22 protein-coding genes are annotated in these 21,353 nt (G+C 61.1%); 6 read left to right on the top strand and 16 right to left on the bottom strand.

From position 1 onward, the window contains the following. Nucleotides 1-5 precede the first annotated feature (5 nt). The 5 genes from AKU94_RS02575 to AKU94_RS02555 all read right to left on the bottom strand — a co-directional run bounded on the left by AKU94_RS02575 (nt 6) and on the right by AKU94_RS02555 (nt 5,466). Complete coding sequence (locus AKU94_RS02575; protein ID WP_050525788.1) at nt 6-989, bottom strand: NAD(P)H-dependent flavin oxidoreductase; 984 nt, start codon at nt 987-989, stop codon at nt 6-8. A 32-nt stretch (nt 990-1,021) separates the two neighbouring features. Further along, entirely contained in the window at nt 1,022-1,657 is a 636-nt protein-coding gene (locus AKU94_RS02570) for a 3-oxoacid CoA-transferase subunit B (protein ID WP_050525787.1), read from the bottom strand. Then, on the bottom strand, nt 1,654-2,319 hold the full coding sequence (locus AKU94_RS02565; protein WP_050525786.1) for a 3-oxoacid CoA-transferase subunit A: 666 nt from the start codon (nt 2,317-2,319) through the stop codon (nt 1,654-1,656). The genes AKU94_RS02570 and AKU94_RS02565 overlap by 4 nt, the downstream gene beginning before the upstream one ends. A 9-nt stretch (nt 2,320-2,328) precedes the next feature. Then, nucleotides 2,329-4,257 carry a TRAP transporter permease gene (locus AKU94_RS02560; RefSeq protein ID WP_083444891.1) on the bottom strand — a complete coding sequence of 643 codons (1,929 nt, stop codon included), beginning with the start codon at nt 4,255-4,257 and terminating at the stop codon, nt 2,329-2,331. 72 nt (nt 4,258-4,329) lie between these two features. Continuing rightward, complete coding sequence (locus tag AKU94_RS02555) at nt 4,330-5,466, bottom strand: TAXI family TRAP transporter solute-binding subunit (RefSeq protein ID WP_050525809.1); 1,137 nt, start codon at nt 5,464-5,466, stop codon at nt 4,330-4,332. Between the two features lie 184 nt (nt 5,467-5,650). Between AKU94_RS02555 and AKU94_RS02550 the strand changes: the two genes are divergently transcribed. Further along, on the top strand, nt 5,651-6,574 hold the full coding sequence (locus AKU94_RS02550) for a LysR family transcriptional regulator (protein ID WP_050525785.1): 924 nt from the start codon (nt 5,651-5,653) through the stop codon (nt 6,572-6,574). Here the strand turns inward: AKU94_RS02550 and AKU94_RS02545 are convergent. The 9 genes from AKU94_RS02545 to AKU94_RS02505 are packed head-to-tail and all read right to left on the bottom strand — an operon-like array spanning nt 6,571 to nt 14,842. After that, on the bottom strand, nt 6,571-7,014 hold the full coding sequence (locus AKU94_RS02545; protein ID WP_050525784.1) for a hypothetical protein: 444 nt from the start codon (nt 7,012-7,014) through the stop codon (nt 6,571-6,573). The two genes, AKU94_RS02550 and AKU94_RS02545, sit on opposite strands and share 4 nt — an antisense overlap. Continuing rightward, a complete protein-coding gene (locus AKU94_RS02540) occupies nt 6,951-7,997 on the bottom strand; it encodes a hypothetical protein (protein ID WP_157056366.1) in 1,047 nt (348 codons plus the stop codon). Before AKU94_RS02540 ends, AKU94_RS02545 begins: the two co-directional genes overlap by 64 nt. A 14-nt stretch (nt 7,998-8,011) precedes the next feature. Continuing rightward, nucleotides 8,012-8,773 carry an enoyl-CoA hydratase/isomerase family protein gene (locus AKU94_RS02535; RefSeq protein ID WP_050525782.1) on the bottom strand — a complete coding sequence of 254 codons (762 nt, stop codon included), beginning with the start codon at nt 8,771-8,773 and terminating at the stop codon, nt 8,012-8,014. After that, a complete protein-coding gene (locus AKU94_RS02530; RefSeq protein ID WP_050525781.1) occupies nt 8,770-9,633 on the bottom strand; it encodes a MaoC/PaaZ C-terminal domain-containing protein in 864 nt (287 codons plus the stop codon). Before AKU94_RS02530 ends, AKU94_RS02535 begins: the two co-directional genes overlap by 4 nt. Continuing rightward, nucleotides 9,623-11,740: an acetate--CoA ligase family protein gene (locus AKU94_RS02525; protein WP_050525780.1), complete on the bottom strand. Its 2,118-nt coding sequence runs from the start codon at nt 11,738-11,740 to the stop codon at nt 9,623-9,625. The genes AKU94_RS02530 and AKU94_RS02525 overlap by 11 nt, the downstream gene beginning before the upstream one ends. Then, nucleotides 11,737-12,876, bottom strand: a complete 1,140-nt coding sequence (locus AKU94_RS02520) for a thiolase (protein ID WP_050525779.1) — start codon at nt 12,874-12,876, stop codon at nt 11,737-11,739. The genes AKU94_RS02525 and AKU94_RS02520 overlap by 4 nt, the downstream gene beginning before the upstream one ends. Beyond that, nucleotides 12,873-13,244, bottom strand: a complete 372-nt coding sequence (locus AKU94_RS02515; RefSeq protein ID WP_083444890.1) for a Zn-ribbon domain-containing OB-fold protein — start codon at nt 13,242-13,244, stop codon at nt 12,873-12,875. The genes AKU94_RS02520 and AKU94_RS02515 overlap by 4 nt, the downstream gene beginning before the upstream one ends. A 9-nt stretch (nt 13,245-13,253) precedes the next feature. Further along, nucleotides 13,254-13,673, bottom strand: coding sequence for a PaaI family thioesterase (locus AKU94_RS02510; RefSeq protein ID WP_050525778.1), 420 nt, complete (start codon nt 13,671-13,673; stop codon nt 13,254-13,256). A gap of 2 nt (nt 13,674-13,675) precedes the next feature. Further along, complete coding sequence (locus AKU94_RS02505; protein ID WP_050525777.1) at nt 13,676-14,842, bottom strand: acyl-CoA dehydrogenase family protein; 1,167 nt, start codon at nt 14,840-14,842, stop codon at nt 13,676-13,678. An 89-nt stretch (nt 14,843-14,931) separates the two neighbouring features. Here AKU94_RS02505 and AKU94_RS02500 point away from each other — a divergent pair, with 89 nt between their 5' ends. The 5 genes from AKU94_RS02500 (at nt 14,932) to AKU94_RS02480 (ending at nt 19,947) form a co-directional block, all read left to right on the top strand. Continuing rightward, complete coding sequence (locus AKU94_RS02500) at nt 14,932-15,708, top strand: IclR family transcriptional regulator (protein ID WP_083444889.1); 777 nt, start codon at nt 14,932-14,934, stop codon at nt 15,706-15,708. 34 nt (nt 15,709-15,742) lie between these two features. Further along, on the top strand, nt 15,743-16,663 hold the full coding sequence (locus AKU94_RS02495) for an SDR family NAD(P)-dependent oxidoreductase (RefSeq protein WP_050525775.1): 921 nt from the start codon (nt 15,743-15,745) through the stop codon (nt 16,661-16,663). A 186-nt stretch (nt 16,664-16,849) separates the two neighbouring features. Then, a complete protein-coding gene (locus AKU94_RS02490; protein WP_050525774.1) occupies nt 16,850-18,013 on the top strand; it encodes an acyl-CoA dehydrogenase family protein in 1,164 nt (387 codons plus the stop codon). Beyond that, entirely contained in the window at nt 18,013-19,107 is a 1,095-nt protein-coding gene (locus tag AKU94_RS02485; RefSeq protein WP_050525773.1) for a CaiB/BaiF CoA transferase family protein, read from the top strand. Before AKU94_RS02490 ends, AKU94_RS02485 begins: the two co-directional genes overlap by 1 nt. A gap of 3 nt (nt 19,108-19,110) precedes the next feature. Continuing rightward, the gene (locus AKU94_RS02480; RefSeq protein WP_050525772.1) at nt 19,111-19,947 is read left to right on the top strand and encodes an FAS1-like dehydratase domain-containing protein; all 837 of its coding nucleotides are present in this window, start codon (nt 19,111-19,113) and stop codon (nt 19,945-19,947) included. 28 nt (nt 19,948-19,975) lie between these two features. On the opposite strand, the gene AKU94_RS02475 is transcribed toward AKU94_RS02480, so the two are convergent. Together AKU94_RS02475 and AKU94_RS02470 are read right to left on the bottom strand one after the other, a co-directional pair. Then, on the bottom strand, nt 19,976-20,941 hold the full coding sequence (locus AKU94_RS02475; RefSeq protein ID WP_050525771.1) for a hydroxyacid dehydrogenase: 966 nt from the start codon (nt 20,939-20,941) through the stop codon (nt 19,976-19,978). A gap of 92 nt (nt 20,942-21,033) precedes the next feature. After that, nucleotides 21,034-21,339: a LysR substrate-binding domain-containing protein gene (locus AKU94_RS02470; RefSeq protein ID WP_050525770.1), complete on the bottom strand. Its 306-nt coding sequence runs from the start codon at nt 21,337-21,339 to the stop codon at nt 21,034-21,036. Nucleotides 21,340-21,353: the final 14 nt, after the last annotated feature.

Genomic DNA, 21,353 nt, shown 5'->3' with positions numbered 1-21,353 from the left:
TTCCTCTATTTGTTAATGCGGCTGGCAGTATCGCAAAGCGCCGATCGGGCCGCGCGATATTCGGCCACCATGCGCGCGACCACCTCGGCGGCAGGGCTAAGATGTTGTGATTGACCGACGGATTGGCCCGCGCTCCAGACATCTTTCCACGCTTTGGGGCGGTTTGAATCGGTCTTGGCGCGCATCTTTTGGGGCAAGGCTTGCTGTGCGGCGTCAATATCGACGCCAGCGGCCTCTATGCTGGGGATCAGATAATTGGCGGGGGTGCCGGAAAACATCGGCGTGTACATGATCCCGTCAGCGGCCGCCGCGATGATCATTTCCTTATGCGCAAGCGGGGCCGTGGATTCCTCGGTCGGGATGAAAACCGTGCCCGCATAGGCGAAATCACAGCCCAAGGCCTCGGCCGCCAGCACCGCACGCCCGTTGGCAATCGCCCCCGACAGCACAAGCGGGCCGTCGTAAAAGGCGCGCACTTCTTCAATCAGCGCAAAGGGGCTAAGGGTGCCTGCGTGCCCCCCCGCACCGGCGGCCACAAGGATCAACCCGTCAACACCTGCGGCCACCGCGCGGCGGGCATGGCGGGCCTTGACCACATCATGAAACACCAATCCGCCATAGCTATGCACCGCCTCAACCACCTTATCGGGCGCCGAAAGCGAGGTGATCACCAAGGGCACCTTATGGCGCACCAATGTCGCCAGATCCTGCTCCAGCCGTTCGTTATAATCGTTCACGATCAGGTTCACGCCATAGGCCGCCGGGGTTTTCCCTGTGGTCTGGCGATATGCCTCCAGCCGTGCCTCAATCTGGACCAGCCAGTTGTCCAGCTCGGCTGCGGGGCGGGCATTCAGCGCGGGAAAAGTGCCGATAACCCCCGCGCAGCATTGCGCCACCACCAGATCCACCCCCGAGGCCAAAAACATCGGCGCGCCGATCAGGGGCAATTCCAATCCGGCCTTCAGAACCTCTGTCGGGCCTTGCGTCATCCTGTTTCTCCCTATGGTCAAAGGCTGCTTTTTCAGGTCAGGATTGTGGCTTCGGTCAGGGCTTGAACCGCATCGAGGCTGTTGCCGGGTGCAAGTTCAACCAGACGAAAGCCCGCGGGCGTGACGTCCAGCACCGCCAGATCGGTATAGACACGGCTGACCACCCCTAGACCTGTCAATGGAAAGCTACAGGTTTTCAACAGCTTCGGGCTGCCGTCACGGTTGACATGGCGCATCATCACCAGAATTGTCGGAACGCCAACCACAAGATCCATCGCACCGCCAACCGCGGGGGGGTATTTTTCATCCAGCGTGGCCCAATTTGCCAGATCGCCATTTTCGGCCACCTGATAGGCGCCCAGAACCGCGATATCGATATGCCCGCCGCGCATCATCGCAAAGCTATCGGTCTGATCGAAATAGGCGGCCCCTGTCGCGGGGGTGACAAAACGTTTGCTGGCATCGATCAGCTCGGGGTCCTCGGCACCTGTCGGTGGCACGGGACCAACGCCCAAAAGGCCGTTCTCGGATTGGTAAAGCACCTCGCGCCCCTCGGGCAGATGTGCGGAGACATGTGTCGGCTTGCCAATCCCAAGGTTGACATAGGACCCGTCAGGAATGTCCTGCGCAACCCGTGCCGCCAATGCGCTATCGCTAAGTGATTTCATGGCCGTACCCCGTATTCCACAACGCTTTGGACAAAGATTCCCGGTGTTATCACCGTTTCCGGGTCCAGCGGTTCCGATGCCAGATGCCGAACCTCTGCGATGGTGTGGGCTGCGCCCATGGCCATCACCGGGTTAAAATTGCGGGCCGTCGCGTGATAGCTGAGGTTGCCGTAGCGGTCGCCACGCGCGGCACGGACCAAGGCGAAATCGGCATGCAGCGGGGCCTCCAGCACATAGCCGCGCCCGTCGATGACACGGGTCTCCTTACCCTCGGCCAGACGGGTGCCATAGGCGGTCGGGGTCAGGAAACCGCCCAGCCCCGCGCCCGCCGCGCGGATCCGTTCGGCCAATGTGCCTTGAGGGACCACCTCCAGCGCGACCTCGCCCGCCTCATAGCGGCGCTCAAACCAGATTGACCCGGGCGTGCGCGGATAAGAGCAAATCACCTTGGCCACCCGCCCCGCCTTGAGCAATGTGGCGATGCCCGTCTCCCCCGCGCCTGCGTTGTTGGAAATCACCGTCAGGCCGGTTGTGCCTTGTGCGCAAAGGGCATCGATCAGCCCGAAGGGGATGCCCGATGATCCGAACCCGCCAATCATGATCGATGCGCCATCTGTGATCGGCGCGACCGCGCGCGCCAGATCCGCTACTGTCTTATCCATAAAGCTGCCTCACGTTTTCACGGCGGGTTGCCGTCTGAATTTCAAATTGATCCCGATGGTTGCAATCAGAACCGCACCCCCAAGCAGGCTGGTCGGCAGGTCGGGGAACAAGATCAAAACGCCACCGACCGCCACCGCAATCCGGCTGATCGTGCCGATCCGGCCCACCTTGTAGATCCAGCTTTCAAAGGCCGAGGTGATCGCCCAGATCGCCACCAGCGTCAGGCCGACGCGCTCGATGATCTGCAAGGCTGTGCCCTCCATGATCAGCGCCGGATCATAGACAAAGATGAACGGCAGCACGAACAGCGGCATCCCCAGACGCATCGCGTAAAATCCGGTCTGCATCGGGCGCGATCCGGCCACACTGGCGGCGGTAATCGCGGCCAGCGCCACCGGCGGCGTGATGTACGACAGCATCCCCCAATAGAGGATGAACAGATGGCTTGCGATCGGATGCAGACCGGCCTGTACCAATGCCGGCGCCAAGAGGATCGACAAAAAGATATAGCAGGCCGTCACGGTCATCCCCATGCCCAGCACAAAGCTTGTCACCGCGCCCGCGATCAACATCAGCGCGGTATTGCCATTGGCATAAAGCAGCAATTCACGCGAAAACGCCCCCGCAACACCGGTATAGGACAGCCCGCCCACCACCAGCCCGATCCCCGCCAGCACCGCCACAAGACCCGCGATATTGCGCGAGGTGTCCTGCACCAGCTCCAGGACACGGTTCACCGTCAGGCGGGTTTCCTTGCGAAAAGAGGTCGCGACCAACATCACCACCGAGGCGTAGTAAGGCGCGCGTGCCTCCATCCGCATGATCATCAAGACATAGATCAGCACCGCAAGGCTAAGGAGATAGGGCCAGCCGGATTTCAGCACCGGCCAGACCGGCGGGATCTCGCTGCGGGGCAGGCCCGCAAGACCGCGCCGGGCGGCATACATATCCACCTGAAACAGCAGGGCGACATAGAACAGGATCGCCGGAATAAGGGCCGCGATCACGATGCTCGAATATTGCACGCCAAGGAATGACGCCATCACAAAGGCAACCGTCCCCATCACCGGCGGCATCAAGGTGGCCCCGGTTGAGGCGCAGGCCTCAACGGCGGCGGCGTAATGCGCAGGATACCCCACGCGCCGCATCGTCGGGATGGAGAACGGCCCCGACGTCAGGATATTGGAAATCACACTGCCCGAAAGCGACCCGAGGATGCCAGATCCAAGCACTGCAACCTTGGCCGGCCCGCCGCGGGTGTGACCCAAAAGCGCCGAGGCCAGCTCCATGAAAAAGTCGCTGCCCTTGGTGATGACCAGCACCGAGCCGAAAATGACAAAGCCGATGACCAGCTCGGCCACGACCTGCATCGGAATGCCTATCACCGATTCTACGCCCAGAACATGCGCGCGCACCGTGCCCATCAGCGAATATTCCGTCCCCCACAAAAAGCCGGGCATACTGTCAGCCCAAAGCGGATAGGAGCCAAAGAGCAACGCGGTGAACAGCAAGACCGTCCCCCCCGCGCGCCGCACCCCTTCGAGCACCAGAAACAACAGGATTGAGGCCATGATATCGGCCACCAACGGCGCGTCATATTCCCAGCCCCGCTGCAAGATATCCAGCCCGTGAAACCCAAGCCAGCCTGCGCTGGTCAAGGCCGCAACCGCCAAAACAGGGTTGAGCCAAAACAGCCGCTCGGGGTGCATGATGCTAAACGGTAATGTCAGGAAAGCGATGGCCAGAAATATCCCGATCAGATAATAGAGATAGGCATTGCCCAAAGGCTGAAACCCGAAAATCCCCAATAAAAACTGTTGGTTGATGGCCATGATGACGCCGATCGTGCCAAGGATCATCGTGAGGATCTGCACCACATGTTGCCGTGGACGCTGGGGGGGTACCGTTTCGGCAACGGCGTCTTTTGTCGAAACCATAATCTTATCCTGACATTACCTGGAATACCCCCGGCGATGATAACCCGCCGGGGGAAAAGAGCGCGCTGCGGATCAGTTCAGCGCGGCGACCACCTCGGCGCGGTGTGCCATCCAGGCGTCGGAGAATGCCTCTTCGGACAGGCCCTCATTGGCGGGCTTGAATTCGGCCCAGGCGGCCAGCAGCGCATCCATGCGCGCGGTGCGCTTGGCGTTCCAGGCGTCATCCTCGGCGGTCCAGATACCCTTTTCCTTGAGATAGCGGATCGCCCCTTCGTGGAAGGGAACGTCAATCGCAGGCTTGCCCGATTGTTCCAGCGTCCAGCGCTTCATCGTGGCCGTGCCGTCCTTGTAAAGGTCGTAGGTTTCATCCAGCGCCTTGATGAAGGCGTAAACCTCATCTGCGGATTTTCCGGCGGTGGTGGTAATGACCGGATAGCGATAAGCGGCCATCTTGGCGATTTCGCCCTCGGGCAAACCGGCGGCGACATCTTCATCCGAGGGGCCCATGATCGGCAGCACCTTAAGAAGACCCTCCCACCCGTCGGCGTTATCTGCCTCTAGCGGGACATAGAAAATGCCGCGCGGGCTTTCGGCAAGCTCATAAAGCTGGCTGGTGGTGGGGGTGGTGCAGGTCGCATCCGATTCGTTGCGCGTCATCGATGCCATGGCCGAGGCATAGGTCGGGAAGGTGATCACCTCCACATCGTCCAGCTTCAGCCCGCCAAAGGCCAGAATCGCCTCACATTTGACATTCACCGACGGGTTGCCGGCCACAAAGGCGATCCGCTTGCCGCGCGCGTCGGCAACGGTCCTGATGCCTGCATCCTCTGCCGTGATCAACGTGATACCTGCCGGACGCCCCGCGACGGCGCGCAGCTCAGTAGGGCCCCAATCGGGGGTGGCGAAATCAAACGCACCCTCGGCCACGAAAAACGCCTCGGTCGCAAGGAATGCGTAATCGGCGCGGCCCTGCAACAAGGGTTGCAAACGGCCGATGCCGCTGCCCGAGGGTTGGATCCGCACGCGGGTGCCGAATTTCTTGCCAAAGGCATCGGCAATGGCCGAGGCCTCGGCATAGCCGGCCGAGCCGACATCATAAGATGTCCAGACCATTGTGTCCGGCATTTCTTGTGCCATTGCGGCCGGGGCCATCATCGATGCCGCCAGAAAGCCGGTCGCAGCCAGCCCGAGTCGAAACGTCGTTTTCATGTTATTTTTCCCTGTTGATTCCAGACAAAGCGCCTCACCGATCCTCCATCGGCTTTTATCCGGCATGACCCCTTTGGGGGGCGGCACGCCGGACGGTGCTGTGCCGCTCCTGATTTGACCATAAGGACTGGAAGCCATGTTTCAAATGCATTATTGATATATCAGAGATACGCATGAGGCATGAATGGATTTCCGTCAGCTCCGAAACTTTATCCAGGTGGTTGAACTCAGCAGCATTACCGCCGCTGCGGATCATCTGAACATCGCACAGCCCGCGCTGAGCCGACAGGTAAAGGCGCTGGAAGAAGAGCTGAATGTCGCCCTGCTGCGCAGGCATGGGCGCGGGGTCATGCCAACAGAAGAGGGGATCCGGCTGGCGCGACGGGCGCAAACCATTCTGGAAGATGTTCAGGATCTGGCCAATGACATCTCGGGGCATCGCGCGCCGCTGTCGGGGATGGTCAGGCTGGGCCTGCCGCCGACCGTTTCTGAAATCCTCGCCACACATTTGATCGAGCGGGTGATGCAGATCTATCCGAACGTCAAACTGCGGATTATTTCGGGTTTCAGCGGCCATGTGCAAGACTGGCTCCAACGCGGCAAGATTGATCTGGGGGTTGCCTATGAGGGGCAGCAATCCAACCTGATCAAGGCGCAGCCCATTCTTATCGAGAAACTTTTCTATATCCAATCAGCGGCAGAGGGAACGCAGGACGGTGTCCCGATTGACGCCCATACGGCCCTGCAGCAGCCCTTGATCCTGCCCAACCCCGAACATGGCCTGCGCGCGCGGATCGAAGCGATTGCCGCGCGGGAAAACCTTGCCCTTGATGTGGTTCTGGATGTGGATATCCTGACGACCATGCTGGCCTTTGTCGAGCGCGGGCTGGGTGGTACGATCCTGCCGCTTGTCAGTGTGCTGCAACAGGTGCGCGACAAAAAGCTGGTCGCCCGCCCGATTGAACGCAGCCCGATCGATCGCACCCTGGTGCTGATGTCACCGCTCAACCGGCCAAGTTCCCGGCTGACCACCAGCATCGCCGAGTTCATCACCGCCGAGGTCCACCAGATGGTGACCGCCGGCGAATGGCCGGGCACAACGCTCTAGACCCATCCGAAATGTATCAGCGCCCATAAAAAGGCTGACCAGATCATCAGAATAAGGATGGAATAAGGTCCGTTCCAAACAGGGCCGATCACTTCGGCCCGCCGGTCAATGATCGCGGCGGAAATCGCCAGCGTGGTGATAAAGGGCGAAAGCCCCATCACGGCGGTCCAGCCCCCGATAATCGACAGGGCGATGGCGACATTGCTAAGACCCGGCACCGCCAGCTGGGCCGCAATCGCCCCCAGAACCGAGGCCGTAATAATCGGATTCACCCCGACAAGCGCCAGTATGAATATCGAAAACGTAAGGCCAAAGGCATAGGAGAAGGCGGACAGACCCCAATGGGCGATCACCTCTCGCAGGGCGTCCATCGGGATCAGCGCCAAAAGCACCACGGCCAAAAACCCGGCCGAGGCAAAGACACCGACCTCTGGCCCCATATTCGCCAGCCGCAGCAGCTTGTCTGTGCGACCTTGCCGATGCCGCCCAAGACGCCGCGCGTGTCGTGGCGCATCGCCGCCCCGGCCCAAAGCACGGCATAGCAGGGCACAATCACGATCAACCCTTGCTGAAAGCTGAGCGAGGTCATCCCATGGAGGACAAACACCCCCGCCCCCAACGCCAACACATGCCCAAGCAGCAACGCCACCGCCAAGCCGCTTTTGGGCGGCGGCGTAGCGGTCAGCAATCCGCGACCGCGGAACCGTCGGCCCTCATAGGTATCCCAGGCCCAGCCAATCGCGGTCAGCACGAATGACATCGCAAACCCTATCGGCCCGAATTCTACATAGGAAATCCCCGGCAACGTCAGCAGGATCGCATTTGTGGCAAATCCGAACGGCGACCAAAGCGCAATCATTGAAAACCCGCGTATCACGGCAAGGGTCATCCGGCGCAAACGGGCCTCTTGAACCTCGGCGGGTAATTGAGTGGTGCCTTCGCGGTCCATCGACTGTTTCGCAATATCCAGCAAGAGCGCCAAACCGCCAAAATTGACCAACACCCCGAAAAGATGGCCGCCAAAGGTCATGGACAGATAGCGGCGTGAGGCGGGTTGATTGGTCACCAGCGCCCCCGCCAGCCGCACCTCGGGCGCCAATGCCGCCGCGGATCGCAAGGTCGCCAGCATCGCAATCAAGGCCGCCAGAAACAGCATCCGGTCCAGCCCGCGCCATATGACATCCGCCGGGACATGCTGCACCATTGCCAATACCGCCGCCCCCAGCGAGAGCAGCACCGGCACCCAAGTGCCAATGCCGAACATCTTGCACGACAGCGCCAGAAACCCGACCAACATCCCCGTGCCAAGGCCGATCACCAGATGCGAGGGCGCGAAAATCTGCACCACGGCCGCGATCATCACCCCCAACATCAAGGCCCGCCGCAGATCGCAGCCAAGCGATAAAATCGGCGCGGAGGGCACCTGCCCCCCCCTGTTCAGCATCCGCGAAACTGCGGAGGTCTTTTCTCCGCAAAGGCCGCGCGCCCTTCGGCAGAATCCGCACTGTTGAGCAGGGCCGGTTGAATCGACTGTTCGTAATCCAGCGCCGCGGCCACATCCCGCGCGAACCAATCCACGATGAACTGTCGTGGCAGGGGCGCGCCCTCGGCCTCTTGCAACGCGACCTCACAGGCACGGCGCAGCACATCCCCCGCCTCGGCCAGCTCATCCACCGCGCCCAAGGTCAGGGCTTCCGGCGCATCAATGACACGGTTGGTCAAAAGCAGCCGACGGGTCTGTGCGGCGCCGATCCGGGCGGGCATGGTCGCCAGCACGCCCATATCCGGTATCAACCCGATCTTGGTAAAGCTGGCGACAAAGCGGGACTCTTTGGAGGCGACGATGGTCGGGCAGGCAAGCGCGAGGGCAAAGCCGCCCCCCGCGGCCCAGCCCTCAACCCCCGCAACCAAAGGTTTGGAAAAGCGCGTCATCCGCATCACCAGATCCTTGATCCGCGAAAACCGTTCGCGGTGCTCGGATACGCTGCGTTCGCCCTGATCGCGGATATCGCCCCCAGCAGAAAAGTTCCCGCCAGCCCCCGTCAGAACGACCGCCCGCACGGCATCGTCGCCCTCGGCCTGCGACAATGCGGCGATCAATTCGACACGAGCGGCATGGCCAATGGGGTTACGGCGCGCAGGCTCATTTATCGTGATGACGCAAAGCCCGTCGGACCGGTATTCGACATCGATGCTCATACGGCCTCCTTATGCTTGAAAATTCCGTTGCCCATGACGATCACATCCCGTTCCACAGCGCGGGTACGAAATGACCCGTCTGCCCAAATCTCTGTCCGTAATGTTTCACCCGGAAACACATGCGCGGTAAAGCGCAAATCCATCGCGCCAAAGCGGCTGGCGTCATAATCACACAACACCGCCAGCAAAGCATGGGCGGCACAGCCAAAACTGCAAAGCCCGTGCAGAATGGGCCGCTCAAACCCCGCCTTGGCGGCCACGCGCGGGTCCAGATGCAGCGGGTTCGGATCGGCATTCCAACGGTAGGCCAGCGCCTGTTCGGGCCGTGTCGGGGTGTCGAACACATGGTCGGGCGCGGTATCGGGCAGTTGATGCGGTTTCTTGGCCGGCCCCGTTGGCCCGCCAAAACCGCCATCCGCGCGCAGGAATGTCGTGTTACGGCAGGTCGCAAGATGCAGGCCGGTTTCCGCGTCATGCAACTGTTTTTCACTGTATAGCAACGCGCCCTTGCCCTCCCCCTTATCAATCAGGCCCGTCACTCGGGTTTTGCCCCGGATCTTGCCCTCCATCGGGATAGGGTTGTGCAGGGTCATGCCTTGTTCGCCATGCACCAGTTTGACGGCATTGACGCCGGTCTCGGGATTGCCCAGCCAGAACCCCGGATGCCCCAGCACATTGACGATGGCCGGCATCACCCGACGATCATCGGCCAGCCCGTCAACATAGGCAAGCTGGCGCAGGTCCATCGGGTCCTGTCCCATGCCAACGGTCAGCCCATAGCGCGCGACCTCCATCGGGCCATAGCTCTGCTGCACCTCGGGGATATCGAAGTTCAGCAGGGTTTCATAATCAATGGCCATCGGCAGCCCCCTCTTGTGCAATTTCAATCACCGCATCCAGCGCATAGGCGCCCTGCCCCGCTGGCATCGCAAGCACAGGGTTCAGGTCGATCGAGGTCAGCCCCTCGCCCGCCCCCGCCGCAAAGACCGACAGGTTAGAAAGCATCTGCGCCAGCGCGTCGATATCCGAAGGCTGCGTACCCCGCGCGCCTTGCAAGATTGCCGCACTGCGGATCGACAGGATCATCTCACGCGCGGTATCAACCCCAAAGGGACAGGCCCGCACCGCAACATCATTGAGGAGTTCAACAAAAATCCCGCCAAGACCGAAGACCGCAATCGGCCCGAATGTCGGATCTCGGTTGATCCCCATCAGGCACTCCACCCCGCCCGAAAGCTGTTTGGCCACCAGCATCCCCGTCACCGAGGCCTTGGGGGCATGTTCGCCAACGACGGCCATGATCTCGGCGTAGGCCGCGCGTACCGCGTCCGCATCATGCAGGTTCAGCTTGACCGCGCCGATATCGGATTTGTGCAAAATATCCGGCGAGAGGATCTTCATCACCACCGGATAGCCAAAGCCCTCGGCGGCTTTTACCGCCTGATCGGCATCCGTGACGGCCTGTTCGGGGGCGGCGGCAATTCCGGCCTTGGCCAGAATGGTCTTGGCCGTCGCCTCATCAGGGTTGCTGGCCGGAAGCGTGATCTGCGTCACAGCGGGCAGATCCGCCGTCACGCGGTTTTCCATCGACTGGCCCAGCCGCAAGACCGCATCCAGCGCCCGCACCGCACGACAAGGATCGTTGAACACAAGGATCCCCGCATCGTCATAGTGCTGCAAGACCTCCGGGTCGCCAAGCGCACAAAAGGCGATGATCCGGTCGGGATATTCGGCACGCAGCGGGGCGATGGCATCAAGGATCACTTGCGACATCGCCCGACTTCCTGCCACATAGGTCAGGAAACACATCACCGCGCCGTAACCGCCATCCTCCAGCGCGGCACGGGTGAATTTTTCCAACAAAGTCGGATCATTCAGCGCCTGCGCCGTGCAATCCAGCGGATTGACCGGCGAGGCATAGGGCAGCACCTCGCGCAGGGCCTCTTGGGCCGCATCGGGCATGGCGGGCATCGGCAGGCCGACGCGCTCTGCCTCATCGCTGGCCACAATCCCTGCGCCGCCACTGACGGTAATCACGCCAAAGGAATGCTGTTTCGGGAACACCTTTTTAGAGGCGGCATAGGCGATATCCATCATCGATTCCGGGTCACGCAGGATGATCGCGCCATGATCGGTCAGCACCGCATCCGCAACCACCGCATCCCCCGTCAATGACGCCGTATGTGAGGCCGCCGCCCGCGCCCCCACCGCCGAGCGTCCCGATTTCAGCGCCAGCACCGGCTTGCCCGCCGCCCGCGCCGCATCCAGCGCGGCCAAGAGCGCAGGCGCATCATTCACCGCCTCCATATAGGTGCAGATCACATCAACCGTATCGCTTTGCGCCATCCAGCCAATCGCATCGGCCACGGTGATATCGGACTCGTTTCCGGTGGTGATCAGAACCGAACAGCCGATCCCGCGATCACGTGCCAGCGCGCCCAGATGTGCGCCAAAGGCCCCCGACTGGCTGGCAATGCCGACATTGCCCGACTTGGGAAATCCGGTATCCAGCGAGGAGGAAAACGTGCCGTAATAGCCGATATCCACATTGTAGACGCCCAATGTATTCGGCCCAAGCAGGCGCATCCCGTGCTGTTTGGCCAGCTCTTCAAGCGCATGTTGCGCGGCCAGACCTTCGGCCCCGACCTCGGCAAAGCCTGCCGAAAAAAGCGTCGCGGCACGGCAGCCCATCCGCCCCAGTGCCTCAATCGTTTCGGGCACCATTTTCGCCGGAACCGCAATCAGCGCGGCATCCGGCACCTCGGGCAGGTCTTGGACGCTGGCATAGCACGGCAACCCCTGCACCTTGTCGCGTTTGGGGTTCACCGGCAAGATCCGGCCCTTATACCCGGCCCGCAGCATCGCCGCGATGGGCCGCCCGCCGATCCGCGTCACGTCATCAGAGGCGCCGATGATCGCGACCGAGCGCGGGGCGATCAGCCCGTCAATATCCGAAAAGCCGCTCATAATGTGGCCTCTGACCCGAGGATCGCCGTGCATTGGCTGGAAAGCGTACCGCCATTGCCGTGACAGAGCGCAAGGTCGCAACCGTCAATCTGGCGCGCGCCCGCCTCGCCACGGATCTGGGCCACGGCCTCGGCAATCAGGAACAGCCCGTACATCCCTGGATGCACACAAGACAGCCCGCCCCCGTTGGTATTGACCGCAAGCTCTCCGCCCGGCGCGATCCGCCCGTCCGCGACAAAGCGACCGCCCTCCCCTTTGGGGCAAAAGCCAAGATCCTCAAGGAACAGGATCGTGTTGATCGTGAAGGCATCATAGAGCATCACCAGATCCAGCTCTTTGCGCGACACGCCGGCCATTTCCAGCGCACGTGCGCCACTATCAACAGCGGCGGTGGTGGTCAGATCCGGCATCGCCACGATGGAACGGTGGTAATTGGCCGCCCCCGCCCCAAGGAAATAGACCGGCTTGGCCGCCAGATCCTTGGCCCGATCCGCCCGCACCAGAACGCAGGCCGCAGCCCCGTCCGTCACAAGACAGCAGTCCGATTTGCTCAGCGGGTCCGAGATCATCCGCGCCGAAAGCACCTCATCCTTGGTCAATGGGCCGCGTGCAAAAGCCTCGGGGTTGAGGTTCGCCCAGCCCCGTGCCGCAAGCGCCACATCGGCCAGATTTTCGCGCGTGGTCCCGTATTCGGCCATATGGCGGCTGGTGGCCAAAGCATAGGCGGTGATCGGGTGGCGCGGCTTATAGGGGGTCTCGTGCCACTGTGGTTCGCTCATGGAGACAAGTGCCCCACCTGCGGTGCGCTGGTTCGAGCCATAGCAGACCAGCGCCACATCACATAGCCCCGCCTCCAGCGCCATGGTCGCCTGCAACAGATGCAGCTCAAAGCTGGAGCCGCCAACATTGGTGCCGTCGAAATAGCGCGGCTTCAGCCCCAGATATTCGACCACGCTCATGGTAGGAAAGGCGTGGCTGCTGGTCGCGGAGAACACGGCATCAACGTCTTGCATCTTGAGCCCGGCATCGGCCACGGCCGCCACGGCCGCTTGTCCCAACAGCTCCATCGCGGAGAAACCGGGGGCCTCGCCCATACCTGCGGTTGCCATGCCGACAATTGCGCTTTTACCCCTCATTTCGCATCCTCCATCAGATCAAAGATCACACGCGGGCCGTCCTCGGCCACCTCAACCCGTGCCTTGACCCGCGCGCCGATCGGGGCGGTTTCCACCGCTGGCAAGGTCGACATCATGCGCACGCCCTCATCCAGCTCGATCAGGGCCACATTCCATGACCCCCCGCGCGCCCGGTTCACCGTGATCGCATAGACCGTGCCGGTCCCCTTGGCGGGCACCCATTCCAGATCGGTCGCCCCCGAGGGCGTCAACACCCGCGGCCAAAACACATATTCACCCGTACTTTTGGCCCGTTGGATCATAAAGCGGCCCGCCTCCAGATGGGCCTGATAGGCCGCCTGCGGCCCCAGATTATCAATCGCTGTCATAGCTCCCCCCTATTCCTTCCATCCCAAAAACAGATGCGTCTGCGATGTCATTCCGACCGTCTTGCCGTCGCCGCGTGTCATGATGACCTGCAAGACGACCGTGGTCCGGCCAACATGCAACGGCACACAGCGCGCCGTCACGGTATCGCCCACCTTGATCGGGCGCGTGAAGTTGGTCTTTGCCTCTACCGTGGTGTTGGACACATCGGCAGGGCTGTTGATAAAGGCCGATGTCCCCGCCGCCGTATCGGCAAGCGTCATAAGCGCGCCCCCATGCAAAACCCCGTTGCGGTTGCCCATCTCGGGGGTGACGACCATCTGGCAGATCACCTCTTCGGGGGTGCAAACAACGGTTTTGATGTCCAGAAACGCCGCAAAACTGGATCGCGGCGGCATATCAGCGGCATCGCGTGTTGGATGAGACGCCATGATCAACCCGCCCGATTGGCAAGGGTGCGGCGCGCGATCACCAATTGCTGGATCTGGCTGGTGCCCTCATAGATGCGCAAAAGGCGGATATCGCGGTACAGACGCTCAATATCATATTCCGCCATATAGCCCGCGCCACCATGGATTTGCAGCGCCCGATCCGCGATCCGGCCCGCGGCCTCGGTGCAGAAATACTTGGTGCAGGATGCCTCGAGGATCGCCTTGCCCTCGCGGTTGAATGTATCAGCCGTGGCACGCACAAGGGCGCGGGCAGCGTGAAGGTCGGTCTGACAATCGGCAAGCAGCCCTTGCACAAGCTGATGCTCGCCGATCGGCTTGCCGAACTGTTTGCGGTCCAGCGCGTAATCGGTGGCAATATCAAGCATCCGCTGGCTTTGCCCCACGGCCATCGCGCCAACATGAATCCGGCCACGGTCCAGCACCTTCATCGCGGTGCGAAAGCCCTTGTGCAGGTTCTCTGGCCCGCCGATGATCGCCGATTGCGGCACGCGCACATCATCGAAAATCACATCCGAGGTCTTGGTGCCGCGCTGGCCCAGCTTGCGGTCGGGCTTGGCCACGGTGATGCCGGGCGTATCTGCAGGCACGATAAAGGCGGAAACCCCATCGGCGCCGGGCTTGTCGGCATCGGTGCGGGCAAAGACGGTGAACACGCCTGCGCGCACCGCATTGGTGATATAGCGCTTGGTGCCATTGATCACGAAATCATCGCCGTCGCGCCGGGCAGCGGTACGGATACCACCCGCATCCGACCCGTTATCAGGTTCGGTCAGCGCAAAGGAGGCGATGGTGTCACCGCTGGCAATCCCCGGCAACCATTGGTCTTTTTGCGCAGCAGTGCCATCCATCACGATGCCCTGTGCGCCAATGCCCACATTGGTCCCGATCAGTGACCGGAAGGTCAGAGAGGCATAGCACAACGCCTCGATCAACCGCGCCTCTTGCGGCACATTCAGGCCGATGCCGCCGTATTCTTCGGGGGTCGAAAGGCCGAACAGCCCCATCTCTTTCATCTCGGCAATGATCTCTTCTGGGATCGCATCCTCTTCTTCGACCTGCCGTTCCGCAGGGATAAGCCGTTCGCGCGCGAATCGGCTTACTGTATCTATCAGCTGTTCAAAAACATCATCATCCACGCCTACGGCCATCGAATTTCCTCCCATTGGACGGTCTCAATCAACTCTTGAACTAGCAGGATTATTCTGTATAGTAAATTATATTCTGTTCAGGGAATTATATGACAGACGACCAAAGCCATAAACCCGTACCTGCCGTGCAAAACGCCATGATGATCATGCGCCTGCTGGCCACAACCAACCGCCCCATGGGGGCCACGCAGATTGCGCGGGAAACGGATATGAATGTTTCTTCGGCGTTCAACATCCTGCGCACGCTGGCGCATGAGGGGTTGCTCAGCTTTGATCCGGCGACCAAGGCCTACCGTGTCGGCATGGGATTGATGGAGCTGGCGGCCCCACTGCTGGGTGCGAACCCGTCGGATCTGTTGCGCTCGACGCTGAACAATATCGCGCAGGATCATAAGGTGGTGATCGCCCTGTGGCAGATCACCCCGCAAGAGCGGATCGTGCTGATCGACAGGTTCACCGCCCCCAATATCGTGCAGGCCGTGATCGCCCGAAACACCCGCCTGCCGGTCTTTGCAGGCGCAGTCGGGCGCTGTTACGCCGCCACGCTGGGGCTGGGCAAAGCCGCGACCCGCAAAGGGTTCGACGCCGTGCGCTGGCAACAAGCGCCCGATTTTGACGCCTATTGGCAGGATGTCGCCACCGCCAAGGCCACCGGCTTTGGCCGCGATCGCGGGCAATTGTTTCGCGGGCTTGATATCGTCGCCTCTGTCGCCCGCGACGGGGCCGGTATCCCCCGTCTGGGGATGAGTAGCATCACCATTGCCGCACAGCACGACGACGCCAGCCTGACCGAGGTCGGCAAGGCCCTGGCCGAGGCCGCCCAGCTGGTTGAACGCTGTCTTTTCGTGCGCCCGGCGGGCCGCTGAATGACCCATGATCAGACCACATAACGGAGGATATATGTCAGAACCAAAACCCCTTGGCGGAAAGGTCGTCCTTGTAACGGGCGCAGGCGGCGGGATCGGGCGGGCCATAGCGCTGGAGGCCGCAAAGGCGGGGGCTTCGGTTGTCGTGAATGACATCGGCGCATCGCTTGACGGCAAGCGCGACTCCAGCGCCGCCGCCGAGCAAACCGTCACCGAGATCGAAAAGCTGGGCGGCAAGGCCGTGGCCAATGGCGACGATGTTTCCATACAGGAGGGTGCGCAGGCCATGGTGCGGCAGGCCACAGACAGCTTTGGCCGGCTGGATGCGGTGGTCAATAACGCGGGCATCCTACGCGATTGCTTCTTTCACAAGATGACCTATGAGGATTTCGACGCGGTGGTGAAAGTCCATCTTTACGGCACCTTCAACACCAGCCGCGCGGCAGCAGATGTGATGCGCGAGCAAGGTTCCGGCAGTCTGATCCATATGACCTCTACCTCGGGGCTGATCGGTAATCTGGCACAGGCCAATTATTCGGCCGCGAAACTGGGCATTGCGGCCTTGTCAAAATCCATCGCGCTGGATCTGCGGCGCTGGAACATCCGGTCCAATTGCATCGCCCCCTTTGCCTGGAGCCGGATGACCTCTTCGATCAAGGTCGACAGCCCCGAACAAGAGGCGCGCGTGAACCGGATGAAGGAAATGGCCCCGGAAAAGATCGCGCCAATCGCGCTCTATCTGGCATCGGATGAGGGCGCCGATACCACGGGCCAGATCTTTGCCGTGCGCAACAACGAGATTTTCCTGATGTCACAGCCGCGCCCCACCCGTTCGGTCCACCGCGGCGAGGGCTGGGATCTGGACAGCGTGCGCAGCCATGCGATCCCGGCACTGCGGGGCAGCTATGTGCCGCTGGATGTTTCGGCGGATACCTTTTGCTGGGACCCGATTTAAGCCAAAGGCACGACGTTTGAACGGTTTCCAAGGCGGCCCCCCAAGGGCCGTCTTTTGCATTTCGGCCCCAACCGGCCATGCCGATCAGGCATATCTGAAAGGCCATTCAGATATTTGTTAAATGAGTCGCCCTGTCAGACAATCAGGAAAACCCCTCTTGACGCCAAAACACCGAGGAGCCTTCCGTTGTATCAGCACGACGCAAATGATTTCCAAGATATCCGCGATGCGGTCCGCGCCCTTTGCGCAGATTTCCCTGACGAATATCACCGCAAGATCGACGAGCAGCGCGGCTATCCCGAAGAGTTCGTGGAGGCGCTGACCAAAGCCGGCTGGATGGCGGCGCTTATCCCCGAGGAATACGGCGGATCGGGCCTTGGGCTGACCGAAGCGGCTGTGATCATGGAAGAGATCAACCGCGCGGGCGGCAATTCGGGGGCCTGCCACGGCCAGATGTACAATATGAACACGCTGGTGCGCCACGGATCAGAGGCACAGCGCCAGAAATACCTGCCCCGCATTGCCAGCGGCGAGTTGCGCCTGCAATCCATGGGCGTGACCGAGCCGACAACCGGCACCGATACCACCCAGCTGAAAACCACCGCCGTCAAAAAGGGCGATAAATACGTCATCAACGGCCAAAAGGTCTGGATCAGCCGGGTGCAGCATTCCGACCTGATGATCCTGCTGGCGCGCACCACGCCGCTGTCCGAGGTCAAGAAAAAATCCGAAGGGCTTTCGATCTTTATCGTTGATATCAAAGAGGCGATGAAATCGGGGATGCGGGTGCAGCCGATCCTGAATATGGTCAACCATGAGACCAATGAGCTGTTCTTTGACAACCTCGAAATCCCCGAAGAAAACCTGATCGGGGAAGAGGGCAAGGGTTTCAAATACATCCTGACCGGCCTGAATGCCGAGCGCACGCTGATCGCGGCGGAATGTATTGGCGACGGCTATTGGTTCACCGACCGCGTTGTGCGTTATGTCAAGGAACGTGAGGTTTTCGGCCGTCCGATCGGCCAGAACCAGGGTGTCCAATTCCCGATTGCCGAAGCCTATATCGAGATCGAAGCCGCCAACCTGATGCGCCAAAAGGCCTGCGCGCTTTATGACGCAGGCCAGCCTTGCGGGGCTGAGGCGAATATGGCGAAATACCTTGCCGCCAAAGCCTCATGGGAGGCGGCGAATGCCTGTTTGCAATTCCACGGCGGGTTCGGCTTTGCCTGCGAATATGATATTGAGCGGAAATTCCGCGAAACGCGGCTCTATCAGGTTGCGCCGATCTCGACCAACCTCATCCTGTCTTATGTGGCCGAACATATCCTTGGTCTGCCGAGGTCGTTTTGATGCGGCCGCTGGAAGGGATCAAGGTTGTCTCTATTGAACAGGCCGTCGCCGCACCGTTTTGCACCGCGCGCCTTGCCGATGCGGGGGCCGAAGTTATCAAGATCGAACGCCCCGAGGGCGATTTCGCGCGCGGCTATGACAGCGTGGCCAGGGGGCAGTCGAGCTATTTCGTCTGGCTAAACCGGGGCAAGACCTCCCAGACGCTTGATCTGGCATCGCCCAAGGGCAAAGAGGTGCTGGCCGAACTGCTGGCCGGTGCGGATGTGCTGGTGCAAAACCTCAAACGGGGCGCGCTTGACCGGCTTGGCTTTGGGCCGGAACGGCTGGCCGATGAGTTTGCGCATCTGATCTGCTGCTCTATCACTGGGTATGGCGAGGGTGGGCCGATGGCCGATCGTAAGGCCTATGACCTGCTGGTGCAGGCGGAATCGGGGCTGTGTTCGATCACCGGTGGCCCGTCCGAACCGGCCCGCGTTGGCATCTCTATTGTCGATATCGCCACGGGTGCCACCGCCCATGCCGCGATCCTTGAGGCATTGTTGCGTCGTGCGGTGACGGGGCAAGGGGCCAATATCTCTATCTCTATGTTTGACGTGATGGCGGATTGGCTGACGGTGCCCCTTTTGAACCATGAGGCGGGCAACAGCCCCAAACGCATCGGCCTTGCCCATCCGTCCATTGCACCCTACGGCGTGTTCACCGCCAAGGATGGCGCGCAGATCCTGCTGTCGGTGCAAAGTGATCGGGAATGGAAAAACCTGTGCAACCTGTTCTTGCAGGCGCCCGACTTTGTGACCGATCCGCGTTTTGCCCGCAACATCGACCGGGTGCAAAACCGCGATGAGACCGACGCAATTATTAGCGCGGCCTTTGCCCGCATGACCGCCCCCGAGGCGGTTGCCGCCCTAAGCCGGGCGGATGTGGCGCTGGCCCAGCTGAATGATATGGGCGGGCTGTCCAATCACCCGCATCTGCGGCGCATCACGGTGGAAACCGAGGCGGGGCCGGTTTCCATGCCCGCCCCTGCGCCGATATGGGGCGATGATCCGCACGGCTTTGGGCCGGTGCCCGCGCTGAACCCGTTAGAGGATTAGGGTATGACACTTGATATCGACCATCTGCGCCAATGGATCGGACGCAAAGATCACGCACATGAGGTTCTGACACCGACGCTGGTGCAACGTCTTTATGCCACGCTTGACCGTCAGGGCCCGACCGAGGAAGGGGCTGACGCGCCGCTGTTGACACATCACTGCCTGTGCCAACCTCTTGTGCCCACGGCGGAGCTTGGCCCCGATGGCCACCCGACGCGCGGCGGGTTTTTGCCGCCGGTGCCCTTGCCACGCCGAATGTGGGCAGGCGGCGCGCTGCGGTTTCACTCGGCACCAAAGATAGGCGAGGACATCACGCGTCGCTCGGTGATTGAGGATGTGAGCATGAAAAGCGGGCGTTCGGGCCCGCTGTGTTTTGTGACCCTGCGCCATGATTTCAGCAGCCCGCACGGCCCCATCCTAAGCGAGCGCCAAGACATCGTTTACCGTGATGCACCAACCGGCAATGCCAATCCTGCACCGACCCCTGCCCCGCAAGGCGACGAGCGGCGCGAAATCAGCGCCTCACCGGCGTTTTTGTTTCGCTATTCGGCGCTAACCTTCAACGGCCACCGCATCCATTACGATCAACCCTATGCGCGGGAGGAGGAATTCTATCCCGGCCTTGTGGTTCATGGTCCGTTGCAGGCGATGCTTTTGGCGCAATATGCCGGTGACCTGATGGGCCGCGCGCCGACAGGGTTTTCGTTTCGCAGCATGGCCCCGATTTTTGGCGGGGGCAGCTTCTTTTTACATGCGCAAAGGCAGGGGGATGACCTTATGCTCTGGACCGCCGCACCCGACGGGCCAGTGGCGATGGAGGCACGGGCCAGCTGGGACTAGATCCCGCCAATCCACCAGTCGGGATAAATCATCCGGCCTGCACAAGCACCTGCGGGTTGACGACCAACGAAAGGTCCAGCCGCCCATTGATCCCGTCCAGACAGTTTTGCGCCGCCGTCAGCGCCATACGCGCCGCGCCATCATCGCTCATCGCGGCCATATGTGGTGACAGGATGATATTGTCCAGCGCAAGCAACGGATTGTCCATCGACACCGGCTCTTGTGCAAACACATCAAGGCCTGCTGCACGAATCTCTCCGCTGGCAAGGGCGCGCGCCAAGGCCGCCTCATCCACCACGCCACCCCGCGCGGTGGAGACAAGCACCGCAGAGGGCTTCATCATCGCCAAGGCCTTCTCCCCGATCAAATTGCAGGTGGCGGGCATCAAGGGAACATGGATGCTGACAACATCGGCCTCTTGCAACCCCTCGGCAAGGCTGACCTTGGTCCAATTGGGATCATGGCTGCCCGGACCTGTCGATCTGTTGCAATAAGCGATTTTCATGCCAAAGGCCTCGGCACGTTTGGCAACCAGGGCACCGATCCGGCCCATACCCACCACCAAAAGCGTCTTGCCCGCCAGATCGCGCGCGGCCAGCGCATCGCGAAACCCCCAATTGCCCACGCGCGTCGCCTTGTCATAGCGCAGCCCCATCTTGGTCGCCGCAAGCATCAGGTAAAACGTATGTTCGGCAACCGTTACCGCGTTTTGATCCCCGATCACCGTCAAGGGAATTGCACGGCGGTTCAGCGCCTCAAGGTCGATATTGTCGATCCCCACGCCATGCCGCGAGACGATCTTTAGGTTTTGCGCAGCGTCGATATGCGCGGCCGTAAGGGGCAGGGTTCTGATCAGGATCGCGGTCGCGGTCCGGGTGGCGGCGATGACGCCGGCGCTGTCATTCTCGTCAACGATGACCGGAGTGATACCGGGCGTATTTTCCAGAAACGCGATCCCGCGGGGGTGAATATTTCCGATAACTGCAATTTCCATTCAGGGATCTTTCAAAACATTTCAGCTGGCTTTGGTCCGATAAGACCTGTCACGGCAAAAGACCAGATGAAGCGACCGACACCTCGGGGAATTTACGCAGCATCAGCCCCGCTGCGGCACAGCTGCAAAAGCCAGTCTTTGAAACCGGTTGCTGCGGGCGACAGGATTGTCTCTTTGGGGACAACAAGATGATAGGCAAAAGAGCTTTTGAACGTCTGATCAAAGAGCTGAACCAAAACGCCTGCGTCCAGCTCTGGCTGGATCATCCGCTTGGAGAAAAGCGAGACCCCAAGCCCGTCGATGGTCGCGTTCAACTGAAAGTGCCGGTCCTCCAACAAGATCTCGCGGTGCGGTGCAGGGGCCTCTATCAGGTTGTTTTTCAACACCTCTGACCACATGCGAACACCTCTGA

The organism is Pseudorhodobacter aquimaris (genome assembly GCF_001202025.1).
Classification (GTDB): domain Bacteria; phylum Pseudomonadota; class Alphaproteobacteria; order Rhodobacterales; family Rhodobacteraceae; genus Pseudorhodobacter; species Pseudorhodobacter aquimaris.
Note: the sequence above shows the minus strand (reverse complement) of the source record. Positions and strands in the feature narration are given on the sequence as shown.